Source organism: Paracoccus sulfuroxidans, from assembly GCF_007830335.1.
GTDB classification, from domain to species: domain Bacteria; phylum Pseudomonadota; class Alphaproteobacteria; order Rhodobacterales; family Rhodobacteraceae; genus Paracoccus; species Paracoccus sulfuroxidans.
Map to the genome: position 1 here is coordinate 167,187 of NZ_VLKU01000009.1, position 22,844 is coordinate 190,030.

The following is a 22,844-nucleotide window of genomic DNA, read 5'->3' on the forward strand; positions in this document are numbered from 1 at the left end:
TGCGATCATTCCTTAGGCTGGGCCGGATCTGGCGCGGCGGCGGGCGCCTCAACCGGCGGCGGCAGAGGAGAGCTCCAGACCACATCATCGCCGGGCTTGGCTGCAGGCATATCCTCGGGCCGGGGCTCGTAGGGCTGGGGCTCGGGCAAGGGATCATCGGCGATCACCGCCGATTGCGGCCCGTCCGAGCAATACCACAGCGCCCCGCCTGTCGCCGCCGCGCCGATCAGCACCGCCCCCGCCGCAACCGGCGATGAGGCGAGACCGGCAGCCGCAGCCCCTGCCCCCTCGATCGTTCCGGCCAGCTGCCCGGTCGTCGCGCTCAGCAGGACCGCACCGGGCCGCTGCGTCACGGCATCATAGCCCGCCGTCGCCATCGCATTCGCGCCCTGGAAGGCCACGGCCTTGGTGGAATTGACCCGCTGGCAGAAGGTCACGCGGCAGACCGCATTGGCCTTTCGCGGCCCCAGCCGCGCGCCCAGATAGGTGTCGCTCGCCCCGTCCCACAGCAGGCAATAGCTGCCATCATCGGCGACCGAATTGCGCCGCAGGATCTCGCGCAGCGTCACATATCCCGGGCATGACACCTTGCCCCATTTCGAAAAGCGGTTCTCGATCACGCCCACATTGTCACGATAGGCCTGATCGCGGACATAGTTGATCTCGGTCCGCTCGCCCTGGATCGAGGTCTCGCAGCTCCACAGCCGCTCATCCCGAGCGCCGGTCTGCGCCTGCACCATGCCCGCCGCCATCAGGCTCAGACAGGCGCTCAGGGTCAGGGTCCTCATCTTGGCCTCCAGCATTCGCATCTCACCCATTTCTGGGCCAGCGGCCCAAAACTTGCAATCCGCTGCGCCGAAAGTTGAAGCGGCGTGACCACCCTGCCGCACCAGATTTCTCTGTTGCCCAAATACCCAAAGAACCCGGCCTCGCCACAACGAAAAAGGCCGCACCCGAAGGCGCGGCCAAATCTTCGAACGATCTCTCGGGATCAGTTCTGAGCGTAGAATTCGACGACCAGGTTCGGTTCCATGATCACGGCGTAGGGAACGTCGCCAAGAGCCGGGGTGCGAACGAAGCTCGCGGTCATCTTGTTGTGGTCGACTTCCAGATAGTCCGGAACGTCACGCTCGGTCAGGGCAACGGCTTCCAGCACGATGGCCAGCTGACGCGACTTCTCGCGGATCGAGACGACATCGCCTTCCTTCACGCGGTAGGAGGCGATGTTCACGCGCTTGCCGTTCACTTCGACATGGCCGTGGTTCACGAACTGACGGGCGGCGAAGATGGTCGGAACGAATTTCGCGCGATAGACGACGGCGTCCAGACGGCGCTCCAGCAGACCGATCAGGTTTTCACCGGTGTCGCCCTTGACGCGTTCGGCTTCCGCATAGATGCGGCGGAACTGCTTCTCGGTCAGGTCGCCGTAGTAACCTTTGAGTTTCTGCTTCGCACGCAGCTGGGTCCCGAAGTCCGACAGCTTGTTCTTGCGACGCTGGCCGTGCTGGCCGGGGCCATATTCGCGGCGGTTGACGGGCGACTTGGCGCGGCCCCAGATATTTTCGCCCATACGGCGATCAAGTTTGTACTTGGCAGCTGTGCGTTTGGTCACGGCTGATCTCCTTCACAAATGTCGCTTTGACGGCGGGTCCGGGATCGGTAGCATGCCCCCGGGCCGTCGCAGCATTCGAAGGGCGTTGTCCTCTGGCACGAAGCCCGACAGGAATCCCCTTGCGGGGGCCACCAACACCAATGAAGCGGCGCTTATACCCGGCATGGGGCCAGAGTCAAGACGCCCGGACCGGGATCAGGTCGATTGACCGCATCCCCATCCGCTGGATGTCAGATCGCCCATTCCGGGCCGGAAGGAAACCCCTGACAACGCCCGATTGCCCTTCATGTCAGGGCATGTCAGGGGCTTGAGCCGCGGCCGGTCACGCCCTACATTCAGGAAAGAAGAAAGGCGGCCCGTCATGTTCTCCATCCCCGGCAAGTCCCCTGTCACCATCACCCCGGCAGCCGAGCGTCAGATCGCCCGGTTGATGACCGGGAAATCGGCGCATGGGCTGCGCATCGGCCTGAAGAAGGGCGGCTGCGCGGGCATGGAATACACGATGGAGATGGCCGAGACGCCGAACCCCGCCGATGAGGTCGTGGAACAGGGTGAGGCCCGCGTCCTCATTGCGCCGACCGCGCAGATGTTCCTCTTCGGGACCGAGATCGACTATGAGACCGGCCTCCTGGAATCCGGCTTCAAGTTCCGCAACCCGAACGTGACCGAGGCCTGCGGCTGCGGCGAATCCATCCGGTTCGAGCCCATCGCCGCCCCTGCCCCGACCCGCTGAGCGGCCCTTCCGGCCCACATCCAGACAGTTTGCCGCATGGTGGCGCAAACAGGCGCGCCAGACGCTTGATCCCTTCGGCACCTATGCCTAATCCCTGATCCAGATGATAGAACGGGGATAGATCATGGCACCGCGCAAACTCGCCGCTGGAAACTGGAAGATGAACGGAACGCTGGCCTCGCTGGCCGAGGTGGACGCGCTTCTCTCCGCGCATCCCGCGCCGGGCTGTGACCTGCTGCTCTGCCCGCCCGCCGTTCTGGTTCATGCTATGGCGCAGCGCGCGCAGGGCTCGGCGCTGAAGGTCGGCGGTCAGGATTGCCACGCCAATGCCTCGGGCGCGCATACCGGCGACATCGCCGCGGCCGAGCTGGCCGATGTCGGCGCCTCCCACGTCATCCTCGGCCATTCCGAGCGTCGCGCCGATCACGGCGAAACCGACGCCCAGGTCGCCGCGAAAGCCATCGCCGCCCATCAGGCGGGCCTCGTCGCCATCATCTGTGTGGGCGAGACCGAGACACAGCGCGACGCCGGTCAGACGCTTGACGTGATCGCGGCCCAGCTGGCCGGTTCGGTCCCCGATTGCGCCACCGCCGCCAATACCGTGATCGCCTATGAGCCGGTCTGGGCCATCGGCACCGGCCGCACGCCCACCAATGACCAGATCGCCGAGGTGCATGCCCTGATGCGCGACAAGCTCTCGGCCCGTTTTGCCGATGGGGCCGATTTCACCCTGCTCTACGGCGGTTCGGTCAAGCCCGGCAACGCCGCCGAAATCTTCGCCATTCCCCATGTCGAAGGCGCGCTGGTTGGTGGCGCTAGCCTGAAAGCCTCGGATTTCGGGCCGATCGTCGCGGCTCTGGCAGCCGCCTGAGCGGAAAATACGACAAAAAAGAACGTCTTTCTGGCTTGCGACGTAAAGTCGGAACGGCATTGCCCCGGCATGCCACGTCAGGCCCTTGCAATATAGGCCAGATAGCGCTTAGCACATCGCCTTGACAGACAAGGCAAGGCGATGGCTGAGGCAGCAATTTCATTCCAGGGCGTGACCCGCCGCTATCCGCAGAAAAAGGGCAGCGGCGATGTCATCGCGCTGCAGGACATCTGGCTGGACGTGCCGCAAGGCGCGGTGACGGGGATCATCGGCCGGTCGGGCGCGGGCAAGTCGACGCTGCTGCGCATGGTGAACGGGCTCGAGCGGCCCTCCTCGGGCAAGGTCATCGTGAACGGCCACAACGTGGGCGAGGCAGATCCCGCCGCCCTGCGCGCGATCCGGCGCGAGGTCGGGATGATCTTCCAGCACTTCAACTTGCTGGCCATGCGCTCGGTCTATGACAACATCGCCCTGCCGCTTGAGATCGCGGGCGTCGACAGCGCCCGCATCAAGCCCCGCGTGAATGAGCTGATCGAGCTCGTTGGCCTCACGCAACAGGCCGCGCGCTATCCGGCGGAACTCTCGGGCGGTCAGAAACAGCGCGTGGGCATCGCCCGGGCCCTGGCCACGAACCCCCGCGTCCTTCTGTCGGATGAGGCCACCTCGGCGCTTGACCCCGACACCACGCGGCAGGTGCTGGCGCTTCTCAAGGACATCAACCGCGAACTGGGCCTGACCATCCTGCTCATCACGCATGAGATGGCGGTGGTGCGCGACATCGGCACCCATGTCGCGGTGATCGAGAACGGCCAGATCGTCGAATCCGGCGAAACCTATGACGTCTTCTCGCGCCCGCAACACGCCACCACGCGCTCTTTCCTGACCGGGGTGACCGGCGTCGCGGTGCCGCATTTCATCGCCGACCGCATGACGGCCGAGCCCCGCTCGGCTGATGACGAAACCGTCGTCCAGATTACCTTCGTCGGGCCCCATGCCACCGATCCGATGCTGGCGCGGCTGACCGCCGAACTGGGCGTCAGCGTCAACATCATGGCCGGCGCCATCGAGGAAATCGGCGACAAGCCCTTCGGCAGCCTGATCGTGGGCCTGCCCGCGTCCCGCACGGCCGAGGCGCGCGCCTTCCTTGAACAGCACGGACTTTTCACCGAGGTGCTTGGCCATGTCAGCTAACCTGATCCAGCTTCTCTGGGACTCGACCCTGCAGACGCTCTACATGGTCGCAATCGCCACCCTGCTTGGCACGCTGATCGGCGGCCCGCTGGGGATCTTCCTTGCCACCTCGCGCCGGGGCGAGCTTTACTCGTCCCCCATCGCCAATACGGTCGTGGGGCTGGTGGTGAACGCCGCGCGCTCGATCCCCTTCATCATCCTCGCGGTCGCGATCATCCCCTTCACCCGCTGGATCGTCGGCACCGCTATCGGTACCAGTGCCGCCATCGTGCCGCTGACCATCGCCGTCGCCCCTTTCATCGCCCGGCTGATCGAATCCTCGATCCGCGAGGTCGACAGCGGTCTGATCGAGGCCGCCCGCTCGATGGGCGCGACGCCCGCGCAGATCGTGCGCAAGGTCCTGCTGCCCGAGGCGATGCCCAGCATCGTGCTGGGCCTGACCTTGGCCATCGTCAGCCTGATCGGCTTCACCGCCATGGTCGGCACCATCGGCGGCAAGGGCCTCGGCGATCTTGGCATCCGCTACGGCTACCAGCGCTTCATGCCCGATGTGATGCTGGCCGTGGTCATCATCACCATCGTCATGGTCCAGATCGTCCAGACTCTGGGCGAATGGATCGCTGCCCGTTTCGACAAGCGCGCGCCCCGCAACCGGGGCCGCTGAACCGCTTCATCACCAGGAGAATGCAGATGAAAAAACTCCGTTTCGCAACCCTGACCGCCGCCGTCGCCCTGTTTGCGGGCATGGCCTCGGCCGAGGATATCAAGGTCGGCGTCTCGGTCGGCGAACATGCCGAGATCATGGAGCAGGTCCTGCCCATCGCCAAGGAAAAGGGCCTGAACATCGAACTGGTCGAGTTCACCGATTACGTCATGCCGAACCAGGCGCTGGCCGATGGCGACCTCAACGCCAACATCTTCCAGCACAAGCCCTATCTCGACCAGCAGATCGCCGACCGCGGCTATGAGATCGCGCCGATCGCGCTGACCTTCACCACCCCGATGGGCGTCTATTCGGACAAGGTGAAATCGCTCGACGAGCTGGCCGAGGGCGCCAAGATCGCCATTCCGAACGACCCGACCAACGGTGGCCGCGCGCTGCTGCTGCTGGCGGACAAAGGTCTGATCAAGCTGAAAGACGACATCGGCCTGACGCCGACGCCGCTCGACATCACCGAGAATGCGAAGAAATTCGAATTCCTCGAACTGGATGCGGCGCAACTCCCGCGCTCGCTGGCCGATACCGATATCGCGGTGATCAACACCAACTACGCGCTTGAGGCCGATCTCGACCCCAACACCGACGCCATCGCCATCGAGAATGCCGAAGGCCCCTATGCCAATATCATCGTGATCCGCAAATCCGATGAGGGCGCGGAATGGGCCAAGCAACTGGTCGAGGCCTATCACGACCCGGCGATCAAGAAGTTCATCGAAGAGAAATACAAAGGCGCGGTCATCCCCGCCTTCTGATCCGGCCACCTATCTCCGGCCCCGAATTTCTTCGTTGCCCAAATACCCAAAAAAAGCGCGCGCCCGGCATCCCGCCCGGCGCGCGCATTCCGTCAGGGACGACCCGTCACTCCGGCTTCATCGTCCCCGTGCGGCGCAGCCGGTCATGCCAGCTCAGCGCCTCCTCGATCACGTGCGGCGTATGGCCCCCACGCTCCAAGGCGCGGTCCAGATAATCCTGCAGCGCCGGCTGCCAGTCCGGATGCACGCAATTCGCAATGATGACACGCGCCCGTTCGCGCGGGGCTAGCCCCCGCAGATCAGCGAGCCCCTGCTCGGTCACCAGAATGTCGACGTCATGCTCATTGTGGTCGACATGGCTCACCATCGGCACCACGGAGGAGATCTTGCCACCCTTCGCGATGGATTTCGTCACGAAGACCGACAGATAGGCATTGCGGGCAAAATCGCCCGAGCCGCCGATGCCGTTCATCATCTGCGAGCCCATGATATGGGTCGAGTTCACATTGCCATAGATGTCGAATTCCAGCGCCGTGTTGATGCAGATCAGCCCCAGACGCCGCACGACCTCCGGATGGTTCGAGATCTCCTGCGGGCGCAGGATCAGCTTCTGCTTGAACTCGGCCAGACGCGGCAGGACCTCGCGATATTTCGCCGCCGACAGCGTGATCGACGACCCCGAGGCAAAGCTCATCTTGCCCGCATCCATCAGGTCGAAGGTCGAATCCTGCAACACCTCGGAATACATGGTCAGGTCGTGGAAGGGGGAATCGATCAGCCCGTGCAGCACCGCATTGGCAATCGTGCCGATCCCTGCCTGCAGGGGTTGCAGCCTGTTCGTCAAACGGCCCTGCCGGACCTCATTCTTCAGAAATTCGGTCAGGTGGCTCGCGATGGCGCGGGTCTCATCATCCGGGTCAAGGATGGTCGAGGAGCTGTCCAGCTTCTCGGTCACCACGATGGCCGCGATCTTTTCGGGTGGGATCGGGATATAGGGCGTGCCGATGCGGCTTTCGGGCGCCATGACCGGGATCGGCCCGCGCGAGGGCCGGTAGGTCGGAATATAGATGTCATGCAGCCCTTCCAGCCCCTCGGGCTGGCTTGTGTTGATCTCGACGATCACCTTGTCAGCCAATATCGCGAAACTGGCCGAGTTCCCGACTGAGGTCGTGGGCACGATGCCGCCGTTTTCGGTGATCGCGACGGCCTCGATGATGGCGATGTCGATAGGCGGCAGCTGACGGGTGCGCAGTTGCTCGACCGTTTCGGACAGATGCTGGTCGATGAACATGACCTCGCCCGCGTTGATCGCCTTGCGCAGATGCGGGTCGGACTGGAAGGGCAGACGGCGCGACAGCACGCCCGCCTCGGCCAGCGTCTTGTCCAGATCATTGCCCAGCGACGCCCCGGTCATCAGCGTCACCTTCAGGGGCTGGCTGCGGGCCCGCTCGGCCAGCGCCATGGGCACGGCCTTGGCCTCGCCCGCGCGGGTGAAGCCGCTCATCCCAAGGACCATGCCATCTTGGATCAGCTGGGCGGCCTGATCGGCCGTCACGACGCGCTCGCGCAGCGCCTGATTGCGGATACGGTGCAGATAGTCCTGGGTCATCGCGGTTCCTCGGTCACGATTTACTGATGACTCATCCCCATAACAGTTTACCGGCCGGTGACAAATCAACGCAGCCATGCCCATGCTGCAACGGCCGAACGCCGCCCCCCGCGATAAGGGGGCGGCATTGATCTTCAGGCGGTCGCTTAGTCGCGCTTGCCAAGCGCGTAGGCGCCATTCCCCAGCAGCGACAGCGCCACCAGCGTCACGGCCCAGAACACCGGATATTCCCAGCCGCCGCCCTCATTGTTGAAGAAGAAGCCATTGCCGCCATGGCCCAGAATGGCCGCGCCCAGCAGTTCGGCCGCCAGCGCCAGCGCGATCCAGCGCGTCGCAACCCCAAGGATCAGAAGCGCGCCGCCGACCAGCTCGGCTGCGATGGTCAGATAGGCCAGAAATCCCGGCAGTCCGAGGCTTTCGAAATAGCTGGCGGTGCCCGCAGGCGTGAAAACCATGATCTTCATCAGCGCATGGGCGACGAAAAGTCCGCCGGTCGAGACGCGCAGGATCAGCGCGGCCAGATCGGCGTTCCGGGTCTCGGTCGAGGTCGTCGGGGTGAACTGTGTCATCGGATTGGGTCCTGAATGCTGAATTCTTGATGTGACCAAGATAGCGCTTTCCGATTGTCCCGATAACGGCCATATTCATGGAGATATTGTCGCCACTATGGGGATAGAATGGACAGGTTCGAAGGCATCCGCGCCTTTGTCGCCGTGGTCGATGCGGGCTCGTTCACCGCAGCGGGTGAGCGGCTGGGCATCTCGAACAAGCTGGTCAGCAAATATGTCGCGGCGCTGGAGAACCTGCAGGGGGTGACGCTTTTGAACCGCACGACCCGGTCTCTGTCGCTGACGCTGGCGGGCGAGCGTTATCTGCTCGCCGCCCGCCGCGTGCTGGCCGCGGTCGAGGAACTGGACGCCCAGTCCCATGCCGATGACGGTGTACTGACGGGCCGCTTGCGCGTCACCGCCCCCGTCACCTTCGGCGAGATGTTCATCGACATCCTGACCCGCGATTTTCTGGCGGCGCATCCGACGCTCGACATCGACCTGCAGCTCAGCGACCGTTACGTCGATCTGGCGGCGCAGGGCTTCGATGTGGCGATCCGCATTGGCGCGCTGGCCGATTCCAGCCTGATCGCTCGGCGGATCGGCCGGACCGAGGTCTGGGCGGTCGCCAGCCCTGCCTATCTTGCGCAGCACCCCGCGCCCAACCATCCCGACGCGCTGCGCGAGCATATCTGCCTGCGCGACAGCAACTCGAGCCAGCCCAATCGCGGCACCTTCGTCATTCAGGGCAAGGCGGTCAGCGTGCCCCTTCCGGGGCGCATCACCGTCAACAGCGCGCAGGCCGTGCGCAGTCTGGCCTTGGCGGGCGAGGGCGTGGCGCTGAGCCCGCGCTTCGTCGTCGCCCGCGACGTGGCCGAGGGGCGGCTCATTCGCCTGCTGGCCAATTTCCCGGGCCAGCTTCTGGACATTCAGGCGCTGCACCTGCCGCAGCCCTTCCTGCCGCCGCGCCTGACGGCCTATCTGGACCATCTGCGCGCGCGGCTGCGCCCGGTCATCGAGGAAGGACTGCCCCCGGGTTCATGATCCCCAAGGGGTCAAGCGCGGTCTTGATCGCCCGCATCGCCGCCAGCCGCGCCGGATCGCCCCAGCGTTGCAGGTCCTGCACCTTGACCCGCCCGACGCCATGCTCGGCCGAGAATGAGCCGCCGCGTTCGATCACCATGCCGTGGATGCGCTCGGCCAGCCGCTGGCCCAGATCGCCGTATTCCGCGCGGGTGCGGCCTTTGGCCGGGAACATGTTGTAGTGCAGATTGCCGTCGCCCAGATGGCCAAAGCAGTTGATGCGGATGTCTTCTTCCATCGCCCGCGCGACCTGCCCGGCGTCCTGAATGAAGCGCGAGATCTCTGACAGCGGCAGGCTGATGTCATGGCTGACGATCGAGCCGATGCGCCGGTTCGCCTCGGGCAGATGCTCGCGCAGGGTCCAGAACTCGGCCGCCTGCGTGCCCGACTGGGCAATCACGCCATCGCAGACCAGCCCCTGCTCCATCGCCTCTTCCAGCAGGCCCTCAAGAGCGCCATCGGCCGGGGTGCCCAGCGGCAGACCGACCTCGATCAACACCGACCAGCCAGCGCCCGGAAGCGGCTGGCGGATCTCGGGCAGGACCTCGCTGAGGAAAGCAAGCCCCTGCCCCGCGATCAGCTCGAACGCGGTGACACAACCGGCCATGCGCGCCTCGGCCAGCGCCAGCAGCGACAGTGCCGCGCCGGGGTCGGGCACCTCCAGCATGGCCGTGCCCACCTCGGGCGGCGGCAGGACGATGCGCAGGCTGGCGGCGGTGATGACGCCCAGCGTGCCCTCGGCCCCGATCAGCAGATCGCGCAGGTCATAGCCAGTGTTGTCCTTGCGCAGCCGCTTCAGGTCATGGACGATGCTGCCATCGGGCAGGACGGCCTCGACCCCCAGACACAGGGCCCGGGCCGAGCCATAGCGCAGCGCCGTCACGCCCCCCGCATTGGTCGACAGGCAGCCGCCGATGGCCGCGCTGCCCTGACTGGCCAGTGACAACGGGAAGAGCCGCCCCTGACCCGCCGCCGCGTCCCGCACGGCCTGCAGGGTCATGCCCGCCTCGGCCACCAGCACGTTTTCCTGCGCCCAGATGCCGCGCAGGGCCGTCATCCGCTCCAGCGACAGGACCAGAGGCGCGGGGCCGTCCCACATGATCTGCCCACCGACCAGCCCTGTGCCGCCGCCGCGCGTCACGATGCCGACGCGGGCCTGCGCACAGGCGCGCACGATCAGCGAGACCTCTTCGGTGGTGCGGGGGGCGGCAACCAGCCCGGCCTGACCGGGTTCGCGCCCGCGCGCATCCTCAAGATAGGCGGGCGTGACGGGACGCAGGACATGTTCGGGCAAAAGGGCCGCCAGCCTGTCATCCGCGGGGTTCAAGCTCATCGGATCTTCCCTTCCTAGCGGGATTCCGTGCGTCCCCGCCTGTCATTGCGCAGGTTCGAATAAAGCACATGGTTGCGCCAGCGCCCATTGATCTGCAGGTAGCTTTGCGCCACGCCCTCGTATTTGAAGCCCGACCGCTCCAGCACGCCGCGCGAGGCGAGGTTTTCGGGCAGGCAGGCGGCCTCGATCCGGCTGAGATCAAGGCCCGCGAAAGCGTGATGCACCAGCGCACCGATGGCTTCGCGCATATAGCCCTGACGGGCGAAGGGCACGCCGATCCAATAGCCGATGGTCCCCGATTGCGCGGGCCCCCGGCGGATGTTGTCAAGCGTGATCGCGCCCAAAAGGACGCCATCGTTGCGCACGATGAACAGGGGCAGCGCGGTGCCGTTCCGGCTGGCGCGCTGCGCCCAATAGACGCGGTTCGTGAAGCTTTTGCGCGACAGGTGATCGCTGGCCCAGACCGGCTCCCATGGGGTCAGGAAGGCGCGGCTTTCGACCCGCAGCGCCACCCAGGCGTTGAAATCGGCATGCGTCGGCAGCCGCAGAACCATCCGCTCGGTATCCAGACGCAGCGGACGGCGGCGCACGAACATCAGGCGGCAAGCCTTTCGGCCAGCTGCTGACGCGTGGGCGCGGATTTCACCGGACCGTAAAGCGCCAGCGCCGGGCGCGCCTGCGACAGAAGCCGCTCGGCATGGGCGCGCACATCCGCGACGGTCACGGCGTCGATGCGCTTGGCGACCTCGGTCGGGTCGGGCACCCTGCCCCAGATCGCCAGTGACCGCGCCATGCGTTCGGCCTGACCGGTGGGGCTTTCCAGCCCCATCAGCATCCCGGCCTTCATCTGGGCGCGGGCGCGGGCCACCTCGGCCTCGGACATGTCATCGACGCTGCGGCGCAGCTCATCAATGGTCAGATGTGCGAGATCCGCGATCTGTTCGCCCGAGGTCCCGGCATAAATCGTCATCATCCCGGTGTCGTCATGGAAACCGGATTGCGCGAAGATCGAATAGCACAGGCCCCGCTCTTCCCGGATCTTCTGGAAGAGGCGCGAGGACATGCCGCCGCCAAGCGCCGCCGTCCAGATCTGCGCGGCATAGAAATCGGGCGCCAGATAGCCCGGCCCTTCGAAGGCCAGCGCGAAATGAGCCTGCTCCAGCTTCTTGACCTTGCGCGTCTCGGCGCCCTGCCAGCGGGCGGGTTCGCGCGCGACATTGGGGCGGGCGGTCAGATGCGCGAAGACCTGCTCGACCTGACGCAGGATGCGGTCATGGTCGACCGCGCCCGCGGCCGCGACGATCATCCGCTCGGGGCCGTAATGCTCTTCGGTGAAACGCGATAGGTCGCCGCGCCCGAAGCTGCTGATCCGTTCGGCCGGGCCAAGGATGGTGCGGCCCATGGGTTGGTCAGGGTATGCGGCCTCTTGCAGCCAGTCGAAGATCACGTCGTCGGGCGTGTCCAGCGACTGCCCGATTTCCTGCAGGATCACGCCGCGCTCGACCTCGATCTCGCGCTGCTCGAAGCTGGGGTTCAGCACGATGTCGGAGATCACGTCCAGCGCCAGCGACACATCGCCCGCCAGCACCCGCGCGTAATATGAGGTCACATCGCGCGAGGTATAGGCGTTGATATAGCCGCCCACATTCTCGATCGCTTCGACGATTTCCAGCGCGGTCCGGCGCGCGGTGCCCTTGAAGGCCATATGCTCGAGGAAATGGGCGATGCCGTTCTGTTCGACCTTTTCGTCGCGGCAGCCGGCGTTCACCCAGATGCCGATGGCGGCGGTGTGCAGCCCCGGCATGTTGCGGGTCACAACGCGAAGGCCGTTCGACAGGGTATCAATGCGCGTTTCGGTCACGAGGTCCTCCGTTCAAGGACCAGCGATTTAATCGCTTCGGCGTCATTTGCAACCTGGGTGATCCGCTCATCCCGGTCAAAGAGGTCGGCCATATGCGGCGGCAGCGCGGGGCGGATGCCGACCGCAGCCTCGACCGCATCGGGAAATTTCGCCGGATGCGCGGTCGAGAGCGAGACCATCGGCACGCCCGGACGCAGGTTTTCACGCGCGATCCGGACAGCGACGGCGGTATGCGGGCAGATCACCTCGCCCGTTTCCTCAAGAATGGTGCGGATCATCTGGGTCGTTTCAGCCTCGGAGACGCGGCCCGAGACAAAGCTGTCGCGCAGTTGTTCCAGCGCGCCCTGGCTGATGGTGAAGCCACCCGCCTTCAGCTCGTCCATCAGCTGGCGGACGGCGGCACCGTCGCGGCCATAGGCCAGGAACAGCGCGCGCTCGAAGTTTGAGCTGACCTGAATGTCCATCGAGGGGCTGATCGAGGGCTCGACCGTGCCGACCCGGTATTCGCCGGTCGTCAGCGCCCGGTGCAGGATGTCATTCTGGTTCGTCGCGATCACCAGACGGCCAATCGGCAGGCCCATCTCACGCGCGATGAAGCCCGCGAAGATATCGCCGAAGTTGCCGGTCGGGACGGTGAAATCGACCTGACGATGCGGCGCGCCCAGGCTGACGGCGGCCGAGAAGTAATAGACGACCTGCGCCAGCACCCGCGCCCAGTTGATCGAGTTTACGCCCGCGAGCCCCACCCCGTCGCGGAAGGCATGGTCGTTGAACAGATCCTTCAGCCGCGCCTGACAATCATCGAAATGCCCGTCCAGCGCCAGCGCATGGACATTGGCATCGGCAGGCGTCGACATCTGGCGGCGCTGCACTTCGCTGACGCGGCCATGCGGGTAAAGGATATAGACATCGACATTCGAGAGGCCCCGGAAGGCCTCGATCGCGGCCGAGCCGGTATCGCCCGAGGTCGCACCCACGATCGTGACCCGCTGACCCGAGCGCGCCAGCGCGATCTGAAACAGCTGTCCGATCAGCTGCATGGCGAAATCCTTGAAGGCCAGCGTCGGGCCGCGGAACAGCTCCAGCAGGTGATGCCCGGGCGCAAGCTGCACCAGTGGCGCGCGGGCCACATGGTCGAAGCTGCCATAGGCGCGGGCAATCGCGCCGGTCAGTTCCTCTTCCGAGAAACAGTCGCCGATGAAGGGGCGGATGACGCGCAGCGCGACCTCTTCATAGGGCAGGCCTTCCAGCGCGGCGATCTCGTCAAAGCTCATCGTGGGGATGGTCTCGGGGACGTAAAGGCCGCCGTCGCGGGCAAGGCCGGTCAGCATCGCCTGTTCAAAGTTCAGCGCGGGCGCCTGTCCGCGGGTCGAAACATATTGCATCTTGTCCCCTAAAATCGACGCTGCCTGATACGCCACAGCAGCGCAACTGTCATCCCCGCCCAGACCGCCGCGATCATGAACCACTGCATCGCATAGCTGAGGTGGTTGTTCGGGATCCCCTCGATGGCGACGGGTATGGGCATCACGCCCTGATTATCACCTTGCACTTCAGCCGCAACCACGAGAATGGGCTGAGCCCCCAGCTGCGCCGCCATCGCGGGCACGTCGCGGGCGAACCAGATATTCTCGGTCAGGTTCGGATCGGGCGTGGCGCTGCCTTTTTCCTGCGGCCAGTGCAGGTTGCCGACGACCGTCAGGTGCACCGGCGGGCGGGCGACGCGCTTGTGATCCTGATCGACGAAACCGCGATCCAGCAGGATCCGGCGCCCGTCATCGGTGTCAAAGCCCGAGACGATCTGATAGCCCCCGCCCGCCTCGCGCGTGCCGGACAGAACATGGATCTCTTCCCCGGTGGTCTGACCCGAGACCATGACGGGCATGTATTTCATCGACGGATCGGGATTGGCCGGAAGCGGCACGGGCGCGCCGCTGATCTTCTGCGCGATCTCGTCCAGCAGCCCCTCTTTCCATTCCAGCCGCTGAAGCTGCCAGACCCCCAGCCAGATCAGGATGGCGCAGCCCAGCACGCCAAGGATCAACGGGAAAAGATAGCGACGCATCAGACAGGCTCTCCGGGGAAGGTGGAAACATCAGGGGGAAGGACCACGCCGGGCAGCTTGCTGGCGGTCCAGATATGGGCGGCCTCGGTCAGGTCGACGCCGCCGTCAATGCTGCCGCCTTTCAGCGACAGCGTATCCCCGGGCGGGTCCTCGACATGCCACAGGCGGCTGCCGCAGGTCGGGCAGAAGGCACAGTCCAGCTTCTTGCCGCTGAGCGTCGGGCGCGACCAGATCCGCAGCTCTCCCTGCAGCAGGGTGACCGCCGTGACGGGCACGATGACCGAGATGCCGAAGGCCGAGGAGGACTGGTGACGACATTCGCTGCAATGGCAGCAATAGATCGCCACGGGGTCCGCATCGACATGGTACCGCACCGCTCCGCATTGGCATCCGCCTGTCAGCATGATTGTCCCTCCGGAAATGGAAATGGCGCGGGACCTGCATCCCGCGCCACATCAATCTTTCTAGGCCGGGATCAGCGACCCCAGATATAGACCACGACGTAGAGGAACAGCCAGACCACGTCGACGAAGTGCCAGTACCAGGCGGCGGCCTCGAAGCCGAGGTGCTGTTCCTGGGTCATCTGGCCGCGCATGAAGCGGATCAGGCAGACGAACAGGAAGATCGTCCCGATGATGACGTGGAAGCCGTGGAAGCCCGTCGCCATGTAGAAGGCACCCGCGTAAACGGTGTCCGACAGACCGAAGGCAGCGTGGCTGTATTCATAGGCCTGCAGCGCGGTGAAGGCGAGGCCCAGGACCACTGCAACGATCAGGCCGTTGATGGTGGTCTTGCGGTCGCCGTCATGCACGAAGGCATGGTGAGCCCAGGTCACGGCAACACCCGACAGCAGCAGGATCAGGGTGTTGATCAGGGGCAGGTGGAAGGGGTCGAAGGTGACGATGCCTTCCGGCGGCCAGACGCCGTCCTTGATCGGGCTGTCCGGCCCCATCGGGTACATGGCGTTCTTGATGAAGGCCCAGAACCAGGCCACGAAGAACATCACTTCCGAGATGATGAACAGGATGATCCCGTATTGGAGACCAATGCGGACGACCGGGGTGTGGTCGCCGTCCTCGCCCTCGCGGACGACATCGGACCACCATGCGAACATGGTGTAAAGCACGCCGGCCAGACCCGCCAGGAACAGCCAGGGACCGCCGGCTTTCATCCACATCACGGCGCCGCTCAGCATGAAGAAGGCGCTCACCGCACCGATGAGCGGCCAGATGGACGGATGAAGGATATGGTAGTCGTGGTTCTTTGCGTGGGCCATAGCTCAGTTCCCGGCTGTTGCTGCGTCTTTTTGTTCAGTTTACGGTCGGCTGCGAGGTTCCGTCCAGTGCCGCCTGTCGGGGCTTGGAGGGCTCGGTCCGGTGGAAAGTATAGGACAGCGTGATGTCGCGCACCTTACCGGCATCGCGATCGTTCACGAGGTCGGGGTCGACATAGAAGCTGACCGGCATTTCAATGCGTTCGCCCGGCTGCAGCACCTGCTCGGTGAAGCAGAAGCATTCGATCTTGGCGAAGTAATAGCCCGCGATATCGGGGGCCACGTTATAGCTTGCGGTGCCGGTGATCGGCTCGTCCGAGATGTTCACGGCCTCATAGAAGGCCAGCGCGTTCTCTCCGATGCGGATCTGCATGTCCTTTTGCATGGGGCGGAATTCCCAACCCATGCCGGGGTCGACGTTGGCGTCAAAGCGGACGCGGATCAGCTCGTTCAGCGGCTCATCGGGGGCCTGCTGGGCGACATTTGTCGTGCCGCCATAGCCGGTCACCCGGCAAAACCAGTCGTAGAAGGGGACGGCGGCCCAGGCCAGCGCGCCCATCACCACGACGATGCTTGCCAGCATGCCGACCGTGCGTCCGTTGGACATCTTGCCACTCATTCTGCGGCCTCCGTAGCCTCGACGGCGGGCGCCGTCTCTGGGGTGGAAGGCGCGACCGCGGCGGCCGGAGCAGCCGTGGAGGGCGTGACGGTATCGGGCACGCCCGGTGCCACAACGGGTGCGGCATTCGGCGCCGGGGGATTGGGATCGCGCGGCAGCATCGAGGGACGCGGCCGGTGATCATAGCCCTGCATCATGTCGCCATTGGTGATCTTGACGACCGACAGGCCGAAGACCAGCGCGACGAACAGCAGCAGCACGACCAGCAGCCCCACGTTCCTGCTGCGGCGACGGCCGTGCAGTTCATGTTCGACCTTGGGAAGCATTACCATCCCCCGATCCAGTGCTGCACCAGAAGTGCCAGGAAGTGCAGGAAGGTGTAATAGAGCGACAGCTTGAAGTAGCGCTTCTCGACCCGGTAGCCGTCGGCTTCGGCCTCAGCCTCTTCCCGCTTCAGGATCTTCCAGCCGCCGTGGATGAAGAGCGCGTTCAGCACCACCGAGACGGCCAGATACAGCGGACCGCCGACCGAGGTGAAGCCCAGCCACAGCGCGAAGGGCGCCAGCACCAGCGTATAGGCGAAGATGTGGCGGCGCGTGACCCGGCGACCATGCGTCACGGTCAGCATCGGCACGCCTGCCTTGGAATAGTCTTCCTTCATGAAGAGCGCCAGCGCCCAGAAATGCGGCGGCGTCCAGAAGAAGATCAGCGCAAACATCAGCAGCGACTCGATGCCGATGCTGCCGGTGGCGCAGGCCCAGCCGATCATGGGCGGGAAGGCCCCTGCCGCACCACCGATGACGATGTTCTGCGGCGTCGAGCGCTTCAGCCAGATCGTATAGACCACGGCGTAGAAGAAGATGGTGAAGGCCAGGAAGCCTGCGGCGAACCAGTTGGCCGCCAGCCCCAGCATCATCACCGACAGGCCCGACAGCGCCAGACCAAGGCCAAGCGCCTCGCCCGGGGTCACCCGGCCTGCAGGCACCGGACGCGAGACGGTCCGGCGCATGACCGCGTCGATATCAGCATCGTACCACATGTTCAGGGCACCCGACGCGCCGCCCCCCAGTGCGATGAACAGCACCGAGCAGAAGGCCACGAAAGGGTTCATCGGCTGCGGCGCGATCCACAGCCCGACAAAGGCGGTGAAGACGACCAGCGACATGACGCGCGGCTTCAGCAGCGCGACATAGTCCCCGAAGCCGGCCTCAGCCGGCCCTTGGTATGCGTTGATATCGGCCACGGCCCTCGACCTTACTCAGCCGAAGCCAGCTGGACGGTCCGCGCGGGCAGATAGTCCGAGGCGTCAGCAGCGAATTCTTCTTTCGCACCGGCCAGCCATGCGTCGTATTTTTCCTGGCTCACGGCCTTCACGACGATCGGCATATAGGCGTGGTTGATGCCGCAAAGCTCCGAGCATTGACCGAAGTAGATGCCTTCCTGATCCACTTCGAACCAGGCCTGGGCGATACGGCCCGGAACGGCGTCCTGCTTGATCGCGAAGGCCGGGATGGTCCAGCTGTGGATCACGTCGGTCGCGGTGTACTGCATCAGGATCTTCTTGCCGACCGGCACGACAAGGGCGTTGTCGGTGGCCAGCAAGTATTCGTCCTCGGTGTAGCCTGCGTCGGCCAGCGCGTCCTTTTCCAGCATCAGCGCGTCAAAGGCGATGCCGTCGTTCGGGTATTCATAGGACCAGTACCACTGGTGACCGATGGCCTTCACCACCAGATCGGGATCGCTGGGCATTTCCTGGCTGCGGAACAGAATCGGCAGCGAGAAGGCGCCGATGGCGATCAGGATCAGGACGGGAATCAGCGTCCAGGTGACCTCGATGGGGGTGTTGTGGGTGAAGCGCGCGGGAACCGGGTTCATGCGGCTGTTGAAGCGCAGGATGCAGACCAGCAGCAGCAGACAGACGAAGATCGTCACGCCCGTGATGATGTACAGAACGAAGTGATCCAGCCATTGCTGGTCATGCGCGATCTGCGTCGCTGCGGGCTGGAACCCCATGCCGCCATTGACCGGCTTGCCGATCGTGGGCAGTTCGCCCAGCACTTCCTGTGCCATCGCCGGAGCGGCGACCATCGCTGTGAGTCCAAGGCCAGCTACTGCCGCCAGACCGCGGCGCATCATCGCAATTGCCATCATCCCATCCCATTGCCTACAGTCAAGCCGACAGGCCCAAGTCATCAGACCCGGCCGGCATCGTTGGTGAACCAGAACCATATCTTACCATCACGGGCAAGTCATACCTATCGACTTCAGCCTAAAAAACCCCTAGCCGAAGCTTTCCAGGCATGGACGGGACCTATGACAGAAGCCTTGTTTTCCCCTTTCGAGACCCATCTTGACCAGGACCGCGCGCTGTCCTTTCTGAAGGATGCGCTGTCGGGCGCCGACGACGGAGAGCTGTTTCTTGAACGCTCCCGCGCCGAGACGCTGGTCTTCGACGATGGCCGTTTGCGCAACGCAAGCTATGAGGCCGAGCAGGGCTTCGGCCTGCGCGCCGTCCGGGGCGAGGTCACCGGCTATGCCCATTCGACCGAGATCAACGAACACGCCCTGAAACAGGCCGCCCAGACCGTCCGTCTGGCGGTCGGCGATGGCGGCGGCACGCTCGCCCTGCCCCCGGTGGCGAAGATCACGCCGCTTTATGCCGCGATCGACCCGGCCGAGGGGATCAGCTTCGCCGCACGCGTCGCGCTTTTGCGCGAAATCGACGCCTTCGCCCGCGACCTGGACCCGCGCGTCGTGCAGGTCTCGGCCAGCGTTTCCTCATCGGTTCAAGAGGTTGCGATCCTGCGCCCCGAAGGCGGCCTGGCCACGGATGTGCGCCCGATGGCGCGGCTGAACGTCTCCGTCATCGTCGAGTCGAACACCCGGCGCGAGACCGGTAGCACCGGTGGCGGCGGCCGTCTTTCGCTGGACGGCATGGTGCAGCCCGACCACTGGCAGGGCCTTGTGCGTGAGGCCTTGCGCATCGCGCTGGTGAACCTGCGCTCGGTTCCTGCGCCTGCGGGCATGATGGATGTGGTGCTGGGGCCGGGCTGGCCGGGCATCCTGCTGCATGAGGCCGTCGGCCACGGGCTCGAGGGCGACTTCAACCGCAAGGGCCATTCGGCCTTCGCCGGTCTGATGGGGCAGCGCGTGGCCTCGCCCGGCGTCACCGTCATCGACGACGGCACCATTCCCGACCGGCGCGGCAGCATCTCGGTCGATGACGAGGGCAACGCGCCGCGTCGCAACACCCTGATCGAAGACGGAATTCTGGTGGGCTATATGCAGGATCGCCAGAACGCCCGCCTGATGGGCGTCGAGCCGACCGGCAACGGCCGTCGGCAAAGCTATGCGCATGCCCCCATGCCCCGAATGACCAACACCTTCATGCTGGCCGGGCAGGACGATCCTGCGGCGATTCTGTCGGATCTGAAGGATGGCATCTATGCGGTCGGATTCGGCGGCGGTCAGGTCGACATCACCAACGGGAAATTCGTCTTCTCCTGCACCGAGGCTTACCGCGTCAGCAACGGCAAGGTCGGCGACCCCATCCGGGGCGCGACGCTGATCGGTGACGGCGCGACCGCGCTGAAAGGCATCCGCGCCATTGGCAATGACCTCGCGCTGGACCCCGGCATTGGCAATTGCGGCAAGCAGGGCCAATGGGTTCCGGTGGGCGTCGGCCTGCCCTCGCTGCTGATCGGCGGGCTGACCGTGGGTGGCTCGGCGGCCTGAGGCGCAGGCAGTGACAAAATGTCGCGGCCCCTGCGACATGGGTTCGCAGCTTTCGGGCGCGTTTCGCGCGCGCCCGTGCCGGGTTGGGGGCCGGGGCGGCGGCTGCTAACCGAATCTTAACCCCTTCCATGTCATGCCTGTCTCAGCGGATGAGGCAAAGGCATGGTCATGGCGACAAAAGCGCTTTCTTTCGACACCCCGTACCACGCTCCGACGATGAAGGATGCCGCTTTGTCGGTCCTGCGCCTCATCCGTTCGCGGAAAGTGGGGCCCGCGACCTTCCACCGGCTGCTGGCCGAGCATGGAAGCGCCACTGCCGCACTTTCCGCCCTGCCCGCCCTCGCAGCCGAAGCCGGGATCGGGGATTACGCGACTTATCCCCTTTCAGCGGCACAGGCCGAACTGGCCGCAGGCCATCGCGCGGGTGCGCACCTGCTGACATGGCTGGATGAGGATTATCCCGCGCAACTGCGCCAGATCGGCGACGCGCCGCCGGTCCTTTGGGTCAAGGGTGACGTTGCTGTCCTGAAACGGCCGGGCGTCGCGGTGATCGGCGCGCGGAACGCCTCCTCGCTGGGCCTGCGCATGGCGCGCGGCATGGCAGGGGGGCTCGCGCAATCTGGCAGCATCGTCATCGCCGGGCTGGCGCGCGGGATCGACACCGTCGCGCATGAAGCCAGCCTGACCAGCGGCACAATCGCCGTCATGGCAGGCGGGATCGACATGATCTATCCGTCCGAGAATGCCGCGCTGGCCGAGGAGATCTGCGACACCGGCCTGCTGGTCACCGAACAACCTCCGGGGACCGAGCCGGTCGCCCGCCACTTCCCGGCCCGCAACCGGATCATCTCGGGCCTCGCCAGCGCTGTCGTGGTGATCGAGGCTGCGCATCGCTCGGGCAGTCTCATCACAGCCCGCTGCGCGCTGGATCAGGGGCGCGAAGTGATGGCCGTGCCGGGACATCCGATGGATGCCCGCGCCGCAGGCTGCAATGCGCTGATCCGAGACGGCGCACTGCTGGTGCGCAACTCGGCCGATGTGCTGGCCGCACTGGAGGCGCCCGCTGCGGTCACCGTGTCGGAGCAGCCTCTTGCGGTAGCTTCACCGCAACCTGCGCCAACTGCTTCCATCGTCGAGGAAAAGCGTTCACCCATGCGTGGGCTGCAACCCGCCGCCGTCGCCAAACGCCTGGCCGCTCTGGGTCATGCGGTCCATCCGATCACACGGGGAGGCACTGGCGGGCCCGCAGCACTTGAAGCCCGCATCCTGTCGCGACTGAGTCCCAGCCCAACGGAAGAAAACCATTTGGTCCGAGACCTCGGCCTGCCTGCCGCGATGCTGGCACCGGCGTTGCTGGAACTCGAGCTGTCGGGACAGGTGCAACGACTTCCGGGCGGGCGGATCGCTTTGACCTAAACGCGAGGGGCGGCCATCCTCCCCGTTTCGGCGTGAAACTGGCCGGTATTTGCAGCGGTGCCACATGTGTACAGTTAAGATCTGCCGGTATTCGGTGGTTGTAGATCTGGTCCGCGGCCCCTGCTCGCAGCCTTTTCCTTGAGATGCCCCTGCCAAAACACTGGAATCACGCCACGATTCATGGACGCCTCATTCAGCGTCCACGCCTCTCAAGCCGCGCTCTTCCTCAGAAGAACGCCTGCAGCCCGGTGATGGCGCGTCCCAGGATCAGCGCATGGACGTCATGCGTGCCCTCATAGGTGTTCACCGTCTCGAGGTTCGCCGCATGCCGCATCACCTGGAACTCCTCCGAGATCCCGTTGCCGCCATGCATGTCCCGCGCCACCCGCGCGATCTCCAGCGCCTTGCCGCAGTTGTTGCGCTTGATGATCGAGATCATCTCGGGCGCCGCCTCCGCCGCATCCAGAAGCCGACCCACCCGCAGGCTGGCCTGAAGGCCAAGCGCGATCTCGGTCGCCATATTCGCCAGCTTCAGCTGGAACAGCTGCGTATTGGCCAGCGGCCGCCCGAACTGGTGCCGGTCCAGCCCATATTGGCGCGCGGCATGCAGGCAGAACTCGGCCGCCCCCAGCACGCCCCAGCTGATGCCGTAGCGCGCCCGGTTCAGACAGCCGAACGGGCCCTTCAGCCCCTCGACGCCGGGCAGCAGCGCGTCCTCGCCAACCTCGACATCCTGCAGCACGATCTCGCCGGTGATCGAGGCGCGCAGGCTCAGCTTGCCGCCGATCTTCGGCGCCGAAAGCCCCTTCAGCCCCTTCTCCAGCACGAAGCCGCGGATCTTGCCGCCATGCGCCTCGGACTTGGCCCAGACCACGAAGACATCCGCGATCGGCGCGTTCGAGATCCACATCTTCGAGCCGTTCAGCACATAGCCCCCGGCGGTCTTCTTCGCCACGGTCTTCATGCCGGCGGGGTCCGAGCCCGCGTCCGGCTCGGTCAGGCCGAAACAGCCGATGAACTCGCCCGAGGCCAGTTTCGGCAGGTATTTCTGCCGCTGTTCCTCGCTGCCATAGGCATAGATCGGGTACATCACCAGCGAGGATTGCACCGACATCATGCTGCGATAGCCCGAATCGACGCGCTCGACCTCGCGCGCGATCAGGCCGTAGGCGACGTAAGAGGCGCCGATGCCGCCGTATTCCTCAGGCACGGTGACGCCCAGCAGGCCCATCGCACCCATCTCGCGGAAGATTTCCGGGTCGGTCAGCTCCTCGCGATAGGCGTCGATGATGCGCGGCTGCAGCCGGTCCTGCGCGTAAGACCGCGCCGCGTCCCGCAGCATCCGCTCTTCCTCGCTCAGCTGATCCGAAAGCCGGAAAGGGTCCTCCCAGTCAAAGCGGCCAAGATCAGGGGCGTCTTTCG

The 22,844-nt window shown here is 65.1% G+C and carries 24 protein-coding genes; 8 read left to right on the top strand and 16 right to left on the bottom strand.

Annotated features, from left to right (window positions below; all coding sequences use genetic code 11):
* Positions 1-5 precede the first annotated feature (5 nt).
* A complete protein-coding gene (locus tag IQ24_RS15050) occupies positions 6-788 on the bottom strand; it encodes a hypothetical protein (protein ID WP_199756593.1) in 783 nt (260 codons plus the stop codon).
* Between the two features lie 203 nt (positions 789-991).
* The gene (gene rpsD, locus IQ24_RS15055; RefSeq protein WP_145399104.1) at positions 992-1,612 is read right to left on the bottom strand and encodes a 30S ribosomal protein S4; all 621 of its coding nucleotides are present in this window, start codon (positions 1,610-1,612) and stop codon (positions 992-994) included.
* 361 nt (positions 1,613-1,973) lie between these two features.
* Here rpsD and IQ24_RS15060 point away from each other — a divergent pair, with 361 nt between their 5' ends.
* The 5 genes from IQ24_RS15060 (at position 1,974) to IQ24_RS15080 (ending at position 5,880) form a co-directional block, all read left to right on the top strand.
* Positions 1,974-2,345 carry a HesB/IscA family protein gene (locus tag IQ24_RS15060; protein ID WP_145399105.1) on the top strand — a complete coding sequence of 124 codons (372 nt, stop codon included), beginning with the start codon at positions 1,974-1,976 and terminating at the stop codon, positions 2,343-2,345.
* 124 nt (positions 2,346-2,469) lie between these two features.
* The gene (tpiA, locus tag IQ24_RS15065) at positions 2,470-3,216 is read left to right on the top strand and encodes a triose-phosphate isomerase (protein WP_145399106.1); all 747 of its coding nucleotides are present in this window, start codon (positions 2,470-2,472) and stop codon (positions 3,214-3,216) included.
* Between the two features lie 141 nt (positions 3,217-3,357).
* Positions 3,358-4,407 carry a methionine ABC transporter ATP-binding protein gene (locus IQ24_RS15070; RefSeq protein WP_145399107.1) on the top strand — a complete coding sequence of 350 codons (1,050 nt, stop codon included), beginning with the start codon at positions 3,358-3,360 and terminating at the stop codon, positions 4,405-4,407.
* Positions 4,397-5,071, top strand: coding sequence for a methionine ABC transporter permease (locus IQ24_RS15075; protein ID WP_145399108.1), 675 nt, complete (start codon positions 4,397-4,399; stop codon positions 5,069-5,071). The genes IQ24_RS15070 and IQ24_RS15075 overlap by 11 nt, the downstream gene beginning before the upstream one ends.
* A 26-nt stretch (positions 5,072-5,097) precedes the next feature.
* Complete coding sequence (locus tag IQ24_RS15080; protein ID WP_145399109.1) at positions 5,098-5,880, top strand: MetQ/NlpA family ABC transporter substrate-binding protein; 783 nt, start codon at positions 5,098-5,100, stop codon at positions 5,878-5,880.
* Between the two features lie 106 nt (positions 5,881-5,986).
* On the opposite strand, the gene IQ24_RS15085 is transcribed toward IQ24_RS15080, so the two are convergent.
* Positions 5,987-7,489, bottom strand: a complete 1,503-nt coding sequence (locus IQ24_RS15085; protein WP_145399110.1) for an acetyl-CoA hydrolase/transferase family protein — start codon at positions 7,487-7,489, stop codon at positions 5,987-5,989.
* 146 nt (positions 7,490-7,635) lie between these two features.
* Entirely contained in the window at positions 7,636-8,058 is a 423-nt protein-coding gene (locus IQ24_RS15090) for a DoxX family protein (protein WP_145399111.1), read from the bottom strand.
* Positions 8,059-8,166: 108 nt separating this feature from the next.
* Between IQ24_RS15090 and IQ24_RS15095 the strand changes: the two genes are divergently transcribed.
* Entirely contained in the window at positions 8,167-9,081 is a 915-nt protein-coding gene (locus tag IQ24_RS15095) for a LysR family transcriptional regulator (protein WP_145399112.1), read from the top strand.
* On the opposite strand, the gene IQ24_RS15100 is transcribed toward IQ24_RS15095, so the two are convergent.
* The 11 genes from IQ24_RS15100 to coxB form a co-directional block, all read right to left on the bottom strand.
* Complete coding sequence (locus IQ24_RS15100) at positions 9,050-10,453, bottom strand: FAD-binding oxidoreductase (RefSeq protein ID WP_145399113.1); 1,404 nt, start codon at positions 10,451-10,453, stop codon at positions 9,050-9,052. The genes IQ24_RS15095 and IQ24_RS15100 overlap by 32 nt on opposite strands.
* Before the next feature lie 14 nt (positions 10,454-10,467).
* Complete coding sequence (locus tag IQ24_RS15105; RefSeq protein ID WP_145399114.1) at positions 10,468-11,049, bottom strand: GNAT family N-acetyltransferase; 582 nt, start codon at positions 11,047-11,049, stop codon at positions 10,468-10,470.
* On the bottom strand, positions 11,049-12,314 hold the full coding sequence (locus IQ24_RS15110; protein WP_145399115.1) for a M16 family metallopeptidase: 1,266 nt from the start codon (positions 12,312-12,314) through the stop codon (positions 11,049-11,051). The genes IQ24_RS15105 and IQ24_RS15110 overlap by 1 nt, the downstream gene beginning before the upstream one ends.
* Positions 12,311-13,699 (bottom strand): threonine synthase, encoded by a 1,389-nt coding sequence (thrC, locus tag IQ24_RS15115; RefSeq protein WP_145399116.1) that lies wholly within the window; start codon positions 13,697-13,699, stop codon positions 12,311-12,313. Before thrC ends, IQ24_RS15110 begins: the two co-directional genes overlap by 4 nt.
* Before the next feature lie 8 nt (positions 13,700-13,707).
* Positions 13,708-14,379 carry an SURF1 family protein gene (locus IQ24_RS15120; RefSeq protein ID WP_145399117.1) on the bottom strand — a complete coding sequence of 224 codons (672 nt, stop codon included), beginning with the start codon at positions 14,377-14,379 and terminating at the stop codon, positions 13,708-13,710.
* The gene (locus tag IQ24_RS15125; protein ID WP_145399118.1) at positions 14,379-14,783 is read right to left on the bottom strand and encodes a GFA family protein; all 405 of its coding nucleotides are present in this window, start codon (positions 14,781-14,783) and stop codon (positions 14,379-14,381) included. The genes IQ24_RS15120 and IQ24_RS15125 overlap by 1 nt, the downstream gene beginning before the upstream one ends.
* Positions 14,784-14,854: 71 nt before the next feature.
* Positions 14,855-15,655: a cytochrome c oxidase subunit 3 gene (locus IQ24_RS15130; protein ID WP_145399119.1), complete on the bottom strand. Its 801-nt coding sequence runs from the start codon at positions 15,653-15,655 to the stop codon at positions 14,855-14,857.
* Between the two features lie 34 nt (positions 15,656-15,689).
* The gene (locus IQ24_RS15135) at positions 15,690-16,271 is read right to left on the bottom strand and encodes a cytochrome c oxidase assembly protein (protein WP_145399120.1); all 582 of its coding nucleotides are present in this window, start codon (positions 16,269-16,271) and stop codon (positions 15,690-15,692) included.
* Complete coding sequence (locus IQ24_RS15140; protein WP_242008218.1) at positions 16,268-16,603, bottom strand: hypothetical protein; 336 nt, start codon at positions 16,601-16,603, stop codon at positions 16,268-16,270. Before IQ24_RS15140 ends, IQ24_RS15135 begins: the two co-directional genes overlap by 4 nt.
* The gene (gene cyoE, locus IQ24_RS15145; protein WP_145399121.1) at positions 16,597-17,514 is read right to left on the bottom strand and encodes a heme o synthase; all 918 of its coding nucleotides are present in this window, start codon (positions 17,512-17,514) and stop codon (positions 16,597-16,599) included. The genes IQ24_RS15140 and cyoE overlap by 7 nt, the downstream gene beginning before the upstream one ends.
* 11 nt (positions 17,515-17,525) lie before the next feature.
* Positions 17,526-18,422: a cytochrome c oxidase subunit II gene (coxB, locus tag IQ24_RS15150; protein ID WP_145399122.1), complete on the bottom strand. Its 897-nt coding sequence runs from the start codon at positions 18,420-18,422 to the stop codon at positions 17,526-17,528.
* A gap of 162 nt (positions 18,423-18,584) precedes the next feature.
* Here coxB and tldD point away from each other — a divergent pair, with 162 nt between their 5' ends.
* Both tldD and dprA read left to right on the top strand, forming a co-directional pair.
* Positions 18,585-20,006, top strand: coding sequence for a metalloprotease TldD (gene tldD / locus IQ24_RS15155; protein WP_145399123.1), 1,422 nt, complete (start codon positions 18,585-18,587; stop codon positions 20,004-20,006).
* A gap of 168 nt (positions 20,007-20,174) precedes the next feature.
* The gene (dprA, locus tag IQ24_RS15160; RefSeq protein WP_145399124.1) at positions 20,175-21,422 is read left to right on the top strand and encodes a DNA-processing protein DprA; all 1,248 of its coding nucleotides are present in this window, start codon (positions 20,175-20,177) and stop codon (positions 21,420-21,422) included.
* 226 nt (positions 21,423-21,648) lie between these two features.
* On the opposite strand, the gene IQ24_RS15165 is transcribed toward dprA, so the two are convergent.
* Positions 21,649-22,844 (bottom strand): acyl-CoA dehydrogenase (locus IQ24_RS15165; RefSeq protein ID WP_145399125.1); only part of this gene is annotated, 1,196 nt, incomplete at its 5' end.

Bases quoted from the DNA above. Each gene is read 5' to 3' on its own strand.
- IQ24_RS15050 (WP_199756593.1), bottom strand. From the start codon at position 788: ATGAGGACCCTGACCCTGAGCGCCTGTCTGAGCCTGATGGCGGCGGGC.
- IQ24_RS15060 (WP_145399105.1), top strand. From the start codon at position 1,974: ATGTTCTCCATCCCCGGCAAGTCCCCTGTCACCATCACCCCGGCAGCC.
- tpiA (WP_145399106.1), top strand. From the start codon at position 2,470: ATGGCACCGCGCAAACTCGCCGCTGGAAACTGGAAGATGAACGGAACG.
- IQ24_RS15070 (WP_145399107.1), top strand. From the start codon at position 3,358: ATGGCTGAGGCAGCAATTTCATTCCAGGGCGTGACCCGCCGCTATCCG.
- IQ24_RS15075 (WP_145399108.1), top strand. From the start codon at position 4,397: ATGTCAGCTAACCTGATCCAGCTTCTCTGGGACTCGACCCTGCAGACG.
- IQ24_RS15080 (WP_145399109.1), top strand. From the start codon at position 5,098: ATGAAAAAACTCCGTTTCGCAACCCTGACCGCCGCCGTCGCCCTGTTT.
- IQ24_RS15085 (WP_145399110.1), bottom strand. From the start codon at position 7,489: ATGACCCAGGACTATCTGCACCGTATCCGCAATCAGGCGCTGCGCGAG.
- IQ24_RS15090 (WP_145399111.1), bottom strand. From the start codon at position 8,058: ATGACACAGTTCACCCCGACGACCTCGACCGAGACCCGGAACGCCGAT.
- IQ24_RS15095 (WP_145399112.1), top strand. From the start codon at position 8,167: ATGGACAGGTTCGAAGGCATCCGCGCCTTTGTCGCCGTGGTCGATGCG.
- IQ24_RS15100 (WP_145399113.1), bottom strand. From the start codon at position 10,453: ATGAGCTTGAACCCCGCGGATGACAGGCTGGCGGCCCTTTTGCCCGAA.
- IQ24_RS15105 (WP_145399114.1), bottom strand. From the start codon at position 11,049: ATGTTCGTGCGCCGCCGTCCGCTGCGTCTGGATACCGAGCGGATGGTT.
- thrC (WP_145399116.1), bottom strand. From the start codon at position 13,699: ATGCAATATGTTTCGACCCGCGGACAGGCGCCCGCGCTGAACTTTGAA.
- IQ24_RS15120 (WP_145399117.1), bottom strand. From the start codon at position 14,379: ATGCGTCGCTATCTTTTCCCGTTGATCCTTGGCGTGCTGGGCTGCGCC.
- IQ24_RS15125 (WP_145399118.1), bottom strand. From the start codon at position 14,783: ATGCTGACAGGCGGATGCCAATGCGGAGCGGTGCGGTACCATGTCGAT.
- IQ24_RS15130 (WP_145399119.1), bottom strand. From the start codon at position 15,655: ATGGCCCACGCAAAGAACCACGACTACCATATCCTTCATCCGTCCATC.
- IQ24_RS15135 (WP_145399120.1), bottom strand. From the start codon at position 16,271: ATGAGTGGCAAGATGTCCAACGGACGCACGGTCGGCATGCTGGCAAGC.
- IQ24_RS15140 (WP_242008218.1), bottom strand. From the start codon at position 16,603: ATGGTAATGCTTCCCAAGGTCGAACATGAACTGCACGGCCGTCGCCGC.
- coxB (WP_145399122.1), bottom strand. From the start codon at position 18,422: ATGATGGCAATTGCGATGATGCGCCGCGGTCTGGCGGCAGTAGCTGGC.
- tldD (WP_145399123.1), top strand. From the start codon at position 18,585: ATGACAGAAGCCTTGTTTTCCCCTTTCGAGACCCATCTTGACCAGGAC.
- dprA (WP_145399124.1), top strand. From the start codon at position 20,175: ATGGCGACAAAAGCGCTTTCTTTCGACACCCCGTACCACGCTCCGACG.